Origin of the sequence: Mucilaginibacter flavus (assembly GCF_030409315.1) — a bacterium.
GTDB classification, from domain to species: domain Bacteria; phylum Bacteroidota; class Bacteroidia; order Sphingobacteriales; family Sphingobacteriaceae; genus Mucilaginibacter; species Mucilaginibacter flavus.
The window spans coordinates 173,376-183,595 of sequence record NZ_JAUFPS010000043.1; the positions used below are offsets into that span (position 1 = coordinate 173,376).

Below are 10,220 nucleotides of genomic sequence, written 5' to 3' on the forward strand. Positions count from 1 at the left end.
TTATTTGGTTTAAATCTAAGAATTAAATATAGTTACACAACAAAAAGTAACCCGTGTTAAAAACTCATAGTCACCCGAACGTTAAGTGGATAACTTATATCAATATAATTGTCACATTGTCAGGTGCGGCTTGTGGCAAGCTATTTGAATAGTATATATTTGTAATACAAAATTTAAAAAATAGAAATCATGGCTTTAGAAATAACTGATGCAAACTTTGACGAGTTGGTCTTAAAATCAGACAAACCGGTACTTATTGACTTTTGGGCAGAATGGTGTGGTCCGTGTAGAATGGTTGGTCCGGTAGTTGAAGATATTGCAAAAGAATACGAAGGCAAAGCTGTTGTTGGTAAAGTTAACGTTGACAACAACCCAGGTATATCAATGAAATTCGGTATCCGTAATATCCCTGCTTTATTATTCTTTAAAAATGGCGAAATTGTGGATAAACAAATTGGTGCAGTTCCAAAATCAGTATTGACTGATAAATTAGTTAAGCAATTAGCTTAACCAGCAGAAAGCATAAATTAAGTTTATCAATAGCTTAATCAACCATATTTTAATTAAAAAGCGTTTCAAATTTGAAACGCTTTTTTTATGCCCTATATTAGCCTTATGCCCAAGTTAAACAACGATCAGCAAATACGGCAACTGGCCAATCTTGAACTGTTGGCCCGGCAGGTGGTTGAGGGTTTTATAACCGGCCTGCACCAAAGCCCCTTTCATGGCTTTTCTGTAGAATTTGCCGAACATCGTTTATATAACAACGGTGAATCGGTAAAAAATATTGACTGGAAATTGCTGGCCCGTACAGATAAGCTGTTTGTAAAGCAATTTGAGGAGGAGACCAATCTGCGCTGTTACCTGTTGCTGGATACTTCATCATCTATGAATTTTCCCGAAAAAGGTATCAGCAAACTGCAGTTTTCCATCTACGCCATAGCATCATTGATGCACCTGTTTAAAAAACAGCGCGACGCGTTTGGGCTTTGCCTTTTTTCTGATAAGGTAGATTGGCTCAGTTCAGCCAAATCAACCACCACCCATCTTTTTCATTTGTATGCCGAGTTAGAAAAAGCGTACAACAATCCTAAAATAAATACAGTTACCAATATCACGCAGGTACTGCATCATGTAGCCAATGAAATTCACCAGCGATCAATGGTGATTATTTTTAGCGATATGCTGGAGAATAGCCTCAACCCCGAAAAGCTGCAATCATTGTTTGCGGCTGTTCAGCATTTGAAGTTCAGCAAACATGAAGTGGTGATCTTTAATGTGAGTGATAAACAAAAGGAACTCGACTTTAATTTTGATAATCGCCCGCATCATTTTGTTGATATGGAGAGCGGTGCCGAAATAAAGGTTCATCCCGGCAAAGTACGTGACGCTTACCAAACTGCTTTAAGCCAATACCGCCATCAGCTTGAACTCAAATGCGCCCAATATCACATAGACCTTGTTGATGTGGACATTAACGCCGGCTACCACGAGGTATTAAAAACTTACCTGGCCAAAAGAAATAAAATGGTGTAATAGTCACTGTATTTAATCTTAACCTAAAATTATCATTGGCCAATGCCTTGGCTTAATTTTTCATATGAAACACGTTATCTTGTTTGCATTAGTGTTTTTAATACTTAGTGCCCCATATTGCGCAAAGGCCCAAATCGATCCACCAAAGTTAAGCGGCGAGTATGTGACCAGTTTTGGTAAATTTACTATTGTGGTAAGCAATAACCACGTTACCGGTTGGTATGAATATTACGAACAGTACGATGAGAAAGTAAAAGGATATCTACGGGAAAATGTGTTTTTCCATAAAAGGGACATCTATTAACGGTAAAGATTTTGATATTATAAGTACGCTGCCCGATTTTCCAGGTGATATCCCAAAAGGGAAACTCTCTTTTTTTGATAAAAAGTTGAAGATAGTGCTAACCGATACACCTCCTTTAGATTGTGGGTTTGATATAAGTCATGAATCAGATAAAAGCTATTTCCCATTGGTAATGTCAAACACTTATCTGTTACTAACCTTTATTAAGGCGGATAAAGCCCATGTTTATCAACTTAACAGTGGCGGCTTTACAATGCGCAAGGCGTATTTGGTGAAGAATGAGTTTGTTAAAGTTGTAGCGAAGAAAGATGGATTTTCGAAAATATTATATCAACCAATTCCAGAAAAAAAGTCATTGATTTATTGGATACGGGATGAGGATATGCTTGACCCAACTGCGGATAGCTGGAAAGGTTTTATTCAACCAGGTGTTTCAAAATAGCTTATTCATTTGATACATTTTAAGCCTGAGCCGAGGTATTAAATACTAACATCACGGTAGTTCCTTCTCCTTTTACAGAATTTATATCAACCCTGATATTATGAAAAGCGGTGATACTTTTAACTATTGCCAATCCCAAGCCGTAGCTTTCTTTTTCGTCGGTTTCTAATTTTTCAAAACGGTTAAAGGCATTGTCAATTTGCTTTTTATCCATGCCCGCACCCGTATCGGCAATTTTAATGGTGTAAGTGTCTTCTTTCAGTTCGTCATTAATGGTAATACTGCCTTTAAGGTTATTATATTTTATAGCATTATTAATAAGGTTAAAAAGCAAGGTATGTATCAGCGGGCGGTTGCCTTTTATGGTGTAAATGTACTTGAGTTTATTAGTAAACGTAAGGCGCTTTTCTTCAATTCGATCTTCCAATTCTTCCTGTATTTCCATAACTACAGCGGCTATCATCACCATATCGGCTTTGTCATACTGGTTGTTTTCAACTTTGGATATCAGTAATAAACTATTGATGATAGACTTTAGCCGGTTAAGGGTTTTTAACGAAGCATGCATCTTATTCTCGCTGGCTTCGCTTAACTCTTCCTGTAGCAGAATGTTTTCTAACCTGGAGCTAATAATGGAAATAGGGGTAAGCAACTCGTGAGATACATTGGCAATGAATTGCTTTTCGAGGATAAACAGGTTCGAAATCTTTTTCATCAGGGAACTGATGCTATCATCTAACAGTTCAAAATCCTGGGTGGTGGTTTTAATCTTTTCGTAATCAAAGTTCATTGGGTCATTCACCTTAATCAGTTTACGATCAATGATCCTGTAAAGAGGGGCCAGTAAAAAACGGGTAAAAATAAGATCGCTTATAAGGGTGAGCACCAATGCGATTACCAGAACTACTATAGTGAATTTTTTAATGATGGATTTCAGTTCCTCTACCGATTCAATAGCGACACCAATCTCCAGCATGTAGGTTTGGTTGTTATAATGAAACCGGTGCGACAAAACGCGATAGTCTTTGGTGATGTGATTAAATTCGCGTTGTTCTGTTGTGAACTTGCCGTTTGGGGCTAAAACCGCCTTGTAGGCCACAGGCTTTATGGTGATAAATTCTTCATTAAGGATGTTGTTATCCTTATAAACCTTTTGCGTGGTTAAAGATCCATTAATCTCTTTGGATGATAAGTTATTTAGGGTTGCCTGCTCATCGCTTTCCAACCTCAACTCCATGTGGTTGTAGGAAATTTTTTCGATAGAAAGCAAGATCAGTAAACCCGTAAACAGGATAATTGCTACCTTGGTTAAAGTATTATAAACAGCCAGCTTTACCTGTAATTTCATCGATTAGCTTATCAGATGTTAATGCGATAACCAATACTTCTCACAGTTTCAAACCAATCTATCGGGATGTATTGCGATAGTTTTTTGCGCAGGTTTTTTACGTGCACATCCACAAAGTTGGAGTCGCTGTTAATTTCCAGTACATCGCCCCAAACATGTTCGGTAAGGTTGGTGCGCGATATTACCCGGTTTTTATTTAGTACCAGGTAATTGAAAATTTCAAACTCTTTTTTGGTCAGGTTTATCCGCTCCTCGTTATACATTACGGTGCGGTTCTGGATGTTTACTTTTAGGCCCTTTATATTGATGTCGTTACTTTCCAGGCGGTGTTTGCGGCGGGTAATCGCATGCATGCGGGCCAAAAGCTCACTTAGGGAAAACGGTTTAGCAAGATAGTCGTCGGCACCCTGCTCCAGGCCAGATACGCGATCATCAACCGCGCCGCGGGCGGTTAGGATAATCACAGCGTCGTCGCGTTTTTCCAGCCCTTTTAACAGTTTCAATAAATCGAAGCCATCACCATCGGGCAAACCCAAATCAAGCAGGATAAAATCATAATTGTTTACAAAGATCTTTTCCTCTGCCGATTTTTTGGTGCGGGCATGTTCAACCGTAAAACCCTCGTGGCTCAAAAATTCATCAACTTCGAGGGCTAAGCCTTTCTCGTCTTCAACAATCAATACATTCATACGGAGTGCAATTTAGTAAAAAAAGAAGAGTCAAGAGTTAAGAGTCAAGAATCAAGACAGGAATCGTTCGATCAAAGATTTAAACTTAATAACGTATCATAGCAGCTAAAATCTTAATTCTTGACTCTTAACTCTTGATTCTTTTCAAATAGCTAAATCAATTTCCCTTAAACACTGTTACCCAATAAACGCTACTAATTACATCTATGAGACTTTCCATCGAACGCAAGCCAATAAGAGTTAATCCCGATCCGAAACGAGTTATTGCCAGGTTCTTTTTTAATGGGAACGATAGGGCCAAAGAAGTGATACAGCGTGTAATGGAAATTAGCGAGGAAATAGCCTTTAGTATTATATCACCGTTGTTACAAGAATACTCTAAACGCCATCGTAATATAACCCGGGTTTTAAACAGACATTGCAGCAAGTTGAAGCCTTTGTTTGCCGAGTTAAATATAGATTTTGACACACTTACGGTTAACCGTAAGCTACTGATAGGTTCATACTTTACTCACGAATACTCCATAGAATCCGCGGCGTTTTTTAACCCATCTATAGTTGAAGACCCAGACCAAACCGAACTGGAAGACGGGCAACGCCGTGTGATTATCAGCTTTAGGGCGGTGGGCGAGGGCCATATTTCTTCTATAACCTTTCGCCGGGGATTGATTGATAAGGACAACAACATTACTATAGAGCCTGCCGGCAGTTATATAGACGAGGCCGAAATTGTACGGAACGCTGTTTACAACAAAAAGCTTTTCTTTGAAAAAGCGGCTATTACACAAATTAATATTGATGTGATCAACGAGTTGGAATCAAAGCTCGATCATCATTTTGAATACGCCAACCTGCGCCGTATTATCATCGATTCGCAGCGGTTACAGGAAAGCGATATGAAAAAACTGGAGTATGATAAGGTACTATGGCTGGCCGATTCATACTACGAAATTGTTTTTTCGCTGGATACCGATATTTCCGACAGAGTAATCTTCCCTATATCCGAATACGAGCGTAAAGGAATTGAAGATGCCCGCTTTGTGCATTTTACCAACGATGACGAAAGTAAGGTTTATTATGCTACTTATACCGCTTATGATGGATCACTCATTATGCCCAAGTTGCTGCAAACAACCGATTTTTATAATTTCAAAATTATGCCGCTGTACGGAGCAGGCGCACAGAATAAAAACCTGGCACTTTTCCCCCGCAAAATAAATGGCAAGTTTGTGATGATATCGCGTATTGACGGCTGTAACAATTATATCATGTATGCCGATAAGATTAACATTTGGGAAAAGCCTATCCTGTTACAACACCCAACATTTACCTGGGAGTTTGTACAGATTGGCAACTGCGGCTCGCCGATAGAAACTAAAGACGGCTGGCTGATGATCACCCACGGTGTAGGCCCAATGCGCCGTTATGTGCTTGGTGCCAGCTTATTGAAGCTTGATGATCCCGCGGTAGAGATTGGTCGCTTAAAGGAGCCATTGTTGATCCCTAACAGTGATGAGCGCGAAGGTTATGTACCTAATGTGCTTTACTCCTGCGGAGCTATTGTGCATAATGAAAAACTGATTATCCCTTATGGGGTGTCCGATTCATCAACCGCTTTTGCCGAAGTTAGTTTGCAGGAGTTATTGGATAAATTAAAGGAGGATGGGAAGGCTTAACGACGAACGCTCGATAATTTCAAACTTACGAAGTTTTTAAAACTTCGTAAGTTTTGCCAAGAAAGGCTTATTTTCTATTCAAAATCTGCTTGTACAGCCCTAAATAATCTCCCACCATCTTCTCGCATGAAAACTGTGAACTTGCCCAATCGTGGCAATCCTCTCGGCTAATTTGATCTAACCACTCTACGGCGTCGACAGCTTCATCAACACCATTAACCAGGAAGCCGGTTTGTCCATCCTGAATAAGTTCGGGCATCGATCCTTTGTTAAAGGCTATCACCGGGATACCGCATAACATGGCTTCGGCCACGCTCATGCCAAAAGGTTCATTAAAACTAATTGGGTGTAGCAGCGCGTAGGCTTTGCCTAAAAGTTCCTTGCGTTTATCTGGCCCAGCCTGGCCAATAAATTGAATTTGGTCTGATAAAAAAGGCTCCACCTTTTCCCGGTAGTAATTTTCATCTTGTATAATGCCGGCTATCAATAATTGGCGTTTGCTTTTCATCGCTATCTGGATAGCTTCGGCGGTGCCTTTATCGGGATGGATGCGGCCAAAGTATAACAGGTAATCGTCCGGCTCATCATAAAACTGAAAATCTCTGGTATCCAATCCATTGTAAACGGTGGCCAGGTAGCTGAGTTCTGGACTACGATCAGCATCGCTGATGGATACATAATGCCCAATGTTGTTATATTTTTTATAAACCGGGATGATCTTCGGCGATGAAAAACCATGTATGGTAGTAATCATCGGCGTTTTAATTAACCCGGAATACGTGAGCGGTAAAAAGTCGAAGTTGTTATGAATAATATCAAAGTCGCCGGCTTTTTCCATCAGGTTACTGATGTGCAGGCACTCCAATACTTTGGCATCCTGTGTACGGTCTTCTTCATACCCGGTTTTACATATGGCATCTAACTTGCCGCCGGTTATTGAATCGCCGGTGGCAAAAAGCGTTACTTCAACGCCGAGTTTTATCAGCCCTTCGGCAATATTTGACGCTATTTGTTCCCAGGGACCGTAATGCCTGGGCGGTGTGCGCCAGGCTACGGGGGCTAAAACGGCTACCTTCATTTAGCAGATTTCTAATTTCTGCCCGTACTTATTATACTCATATTCCAGCTCAAAGGCCTTCAATACTGTAAGGTGCGATATGAGGTAAGCGAGTGTACTTTCGGCACCCTGGTTTCGGTTGATGCCTGTTGGCAGTAATCCATCGCAGCAGCCTTTGGTCTCATGGTCATACAGCGGCGCGCGCAGTGTGTTTTCGCCCAGGAACCATTTGTAGCTTAAAAACATTTTCTCTACATATTGCGGCACCCTGAATATCTGGTACGCCTGGAAATGCATCAGCACCATAGCCATAGTTTCAATAGCCTGCTGATCAAACGTAGGGAAGGTGCCCCCACGATAATACCATCCATCATTACCTACCGGACTTAAATATCCGTTAGCCAACGTTAGCTTATCCAAAAATGCCATGGTGGCCATGGCTATCTCTTTAGCGCGCTCATTACCTGTAATTTCGCATGAGTGTAGCAACGCCAAAGGAAGGATAGCATTATCATAAGTCATCTTTTCCTCAAACCATTGCCAATCCTCAGCCTGATTTTTATCGTAAGCGTCGATGAGCGGCTGGGTAAGGTCCTTTAAAATCTGGATCATACCATCATCAGTAGGTACAGCCTGCAGGTATAAGCTGATACCGATGATGGTATTGGCCATTCCCCTTAAATGAGTTAATGCTTTAAAGTGCGGTACCGATTTATGAAAAATTTCTAATGCAAATTCACGGTAAGAATTGCTGGCAGCGCAATCTATTAAATAACCTAAAGACCAGATAGTACGGCCAAAAGAGTCTTCAGAACCAACCTCATCCAGGTATCGCCTGTCAAAACTTAAAAAGTTGCGGAAGTTACCGTCATCTGTTTGCATGTAGTGAATGTAACTGAGGTAGATGGGCAATAGTTCAAATGCTTCAGGGCTTTTGCTGCGTTGATAAGCCATTAAGGCCATGATAAGCGCGCGGGCATTATCATCCAGGCAATATCCCTCTTTTAAATTGGGGATACCATATTTAGCATGTTGCACAATGCCTGTATCGTCGGTTAAGCGCAATACGTGGGTAAGGCTGAATTTTGGCAATATCTCCGGGTCGACTATGCTGTTCTTTAAAATTTTATCGCTAAAATCAAAACGCACGCTGGCTTCCTGTGCTACCTTAATAAATTCGGCGCCTACAACCGGCCAGCGCAGGTGTAAGCCATATTGATAGGCGTTTTCTTTTAGCTCATTTAAAACGCGGTCCTGGTCTAAAAGCTCAATGCAGATATCAGCCAGCGCATCCGAGTTTTTAAAGTCGAACAAGCGGCCGCGTTTATCGGCCAATAATTCGGTAGCGTGCCAGTACGGAGTTGATACCACCGCAGCGCCCGAGCCTACGGCGTATGATAATGTACCGCTGGTGATCTGCGCCTCATTTAAGTAAGGGGTTACGTAAATTTCGCAGGCGGTGAGGTAATTCACCAGCTCTTCTTCCGAAACAAATTTGTTGATGAAAGCCAGGTTTTTAGATACGCCCAATTGTGCGGCCAGTGTTTTCAAATGATCACGGTATTCCTCGCCCGAGTTTTTGATAACGCCGGGATGGGTGTTCCCTAATATCACGTACATGGTATCCGGGTGTTTCTCTACAATTTTAGGCAAGGCTCTCACCACGGTTTCGAGGCCCTTGTTGCGGCTAATCAACCCAAAAGTTAACAACACCCGGCGGTTTTTAAATGCCGATAGGTTTTTAACTGGGTTTTCTTTTGGAGCCTCCACATCAGGCACACCATGTTCAATAATCTGGATCTTTTCTGCCGGGATTTCATAAATGGTAGTCAAAAACTCCACCGCACGCTGGCTCATTACAACGATCTTTGACGATTGCTCGGCAATTTCGCGGATGATGATGCGCTGTACATAACTGGGATCTTTAAGGATAGTATGTAATATGGAGATCAATGGTTTTTCTAACCGGTTGATTAACGGTAATATATAGATGCCGCTTTCGCCGCCATAAATACCAAATTCATGCTCCATAATACAAACATCGGCACTGCTGGTATTAATGTAATTGGCCGCACGGATATAATCCTTTTGGTGGTTTTGACGGATAACATATTTTACTTCATCGGGGGACTCGTACTCCTGCAAGCTTTCAGAATCGTTAAGCGCTACCACAAAACCACCCTGGGCAAGCGAATGCCTATCGGGGAAGTTGGCGTTTATGGCGCGCATTAAATTGTTATTGAATGTAGCTAAGCCGCACTCGCGAGGAGGGTAAGTAGATATGTAAGCGATTTTCATTTTTAGATGTAGGGTATTAAAATATGGTTGTATAATTAAACAACCGGATAAAGGGCTTTGTTTAATTATTGACTATAAAAAGATGCGTTTGTATGCTTTTTTACAGCGATTTAGTCTTTATGGCAAGCTTTTCATAGTTATTATTGATAAGACATAAACCATACCATTTTAACTCAAACTAAATTTTTTGAGATATTATTTAATACGGTAACTGAAAAGTTACGGCAAAGGCTAACTATTAGCTTGCATTAATAAACCGCTAACCAAATTACTTACCTTTGAAAAATGAACCTGAATAAAGCCGACCTGCAAAATGAGGTCACTTACAAAACATCGCGCAGCGGGGGCAAGGGAGGCCAAAACGTAAACAAAGTATCGAGCAAGGTAGAGTTGCTGTTTGATATCCAGGCATCGTTGCTTTTTACAGATAATGAAAAACTGTTACTTACCGATAAACTGCAAACCCGCTTTAACAAAGATGGCCTGGTACAGGTTATTTGTGATGAAGAACGCAGCCAATATCTGAATAAAGAAAAAGCTGTTGAACGCCTTATAGCGCTTTTAAGTCGTGCGCTACAGATTCAAAAGGTACGCAAACCCACCAAAGTAAGCAAAGCCGCCAAAGCTGCCCGCTTAGACAATAAAAAGAAACTATCTGCCAAAAAGGAAGGACGGAGAAATTTGGGGGACGAATAGTTTAGATGTGCAAATGTGCGGATTTCAGATGTGCAGATTTTTGTCTGAACCGGGATTAAACAGATTTATCCGATTTAGGGATTTCATCTGCTGTCTCGTCCTGAAAAAAGTTTACGTTTTTTTTCTTTAATCCTGTTAGTTGTTTACAAATATAGATTAATCCCAAATACGCTT

General features: G+C 40.9%; 10 protein-coding genes. 6 read left to right on the plus strand and 4 right to left on the minus strand.

What is annotated here, in order from left to right:
- The first annotated feature begins 189 nt into the window (after positions 1-189).
- The 4 genes from trxA (at position 190) to QWZ17_RS23200 (ending at position 2,282) form a co-directional block, all read left to right on the plus strand.
- Entirely contained in the window at positions 190-510 is a 321-nt protein-coding gene (gene trxA / locus QWZ17_RS23185) for a thioredoxin (protein WP_290307704.1), read from the plus strand.
- Positions 511-615: 105 nt separating this feature from the next.
- Positions 616-1,536 carry a DUF58 domain-containing protein gene (locus QWZ17_RS23190; protein ID WP_290307705.1) on the plus strand — a complete coding sequence of 307 codons (921 nt, stop codon included), beginning with the start codon at positions 616-618 and terminating at the stop codon, positions 1,534-1,536.
- A gap of 64 nt (positions 1,537-1,600) precedes the next feature.
- Positions 1,601-1,840, plus strand: coding sequence for a hypothetical protein (locus QWZ17_RS23195; protein ID WP_290307706.1), 240 nt, complete (start codon positions 1,601-1,603; stop codon positions 1,838-1,840).
- Positions 1,809-2,282, plus strand: a complete 474-nt coding sequence (locus QWZ17_RS23200) for a hypothetical protein (protein ID WP_290307707.1) — start codon at positions 1,809-1,811, stop codon at positions 2,280-2,282. Before QWZ17_RS23195 ends, QWZ17_RS23200 begins: the two co-directional genes overlap by 32 nt.
- 19 nt (positions 2,283-2,301) lie before the next feature.
- On the opposite strand, the gene QWZ17_RS23205 is transcribed toward QWZ17_RS23200, so the two are convergent.
- Both QWZ17_RS23205 and QWZ17_RS23210 read right to left on the minus strand, forming a co-directional pair.
- Positions 2,302-3,630 (minus strand): sensor histidine kinase, encoded by a 1,329-nt coding sequence (locus QWZ17_RS23205; protein ID WP_290307708.1) that lies wholly within the window; start codon positions 3,628-3,630, stop codon positions 2,302-2,304.
- An 11-nt stretch (positions 3,631-3,641) separates the two neighbouring features.
- On the minus strand, positions 3,642-4,319 hold the full coding sequence (locus QWZ17_RS23210; RefSeq protein ID WP_290307709.1) for a response regulator transcription factor: 678 nt from the start codon (positions 4,317-4,319) through the stop codon (positions 3,642-3,644).
- 206 nt (positions 4,320-4,525) lie between these two features.
- On the opposite strand from QWZ17_RS23210, the gene QWZ17_RS23215 reads away from it, so the two are divergent.
- Positions 4,526-5,995 (plus strand): glycoside hydrolase family 130 protein, encoded by a 1,470-nt coding sequence (locus QWZ17_RS23215; protein WP_290307710.1) that lies wholly within the window; start codon positions 4,526-4,528, stop codon positions 5,993-5,995.
- Between the two features lie 67 nt (positions 5,996-6,062).
- Here QWZ17_RS23215 and QWZ17_RS23220 read toward each other — a convergent pair whose 3' ends face one another.
- Both QWZ17_RS23220 and QWZ17_RS23225 read right to left on the minus strand, forming a co-directional pair.
- Positions 6,063-7,073 (minus strand): glycosyltransferase family 4 protein, encoded by a 1,011-nt coding sequence (locus QWZ17_RS23220; RefSeq protein WP_290307711.1) that lies wholly within the window; start codon positions 7,071-7,073, stop codon positions 6,063-6,065.
- Positions 7,074-9,350 carry a glycosyltransferase family 4 protein gene (locus QWZ17_RS23225; RefSeq protein WP_290307712.1) on the minus strand — a complete coding sequence of 759 codons (2,277 nt, stop codon included), beginning with the start codon at positions 9,348-9,350 and terminating at the stop codon, positions 7,074-7,076.
- 285 nt (positions 9,351-9,635) lie between these two features.
- Between QWZ17_RS23225 and arfB the strand changes: the two genes are divergently transcribed.
- Positions 9,636-10,046: an alternative ribosome rescue aminoacyl-tRNA hydrolase ArfB gene (gene arfB, locus QWZ17_RS23230; protein ID WP_290307713.1), complete on the plus strand. Its 411-nt coding sequence runs from the start codon at positions 9,636-9,638 to the stop codon at positions 10,044-10,046.
- The last annotated feature ends 174 nt before the right edge of the window (positions 10,047-10,220 follow it).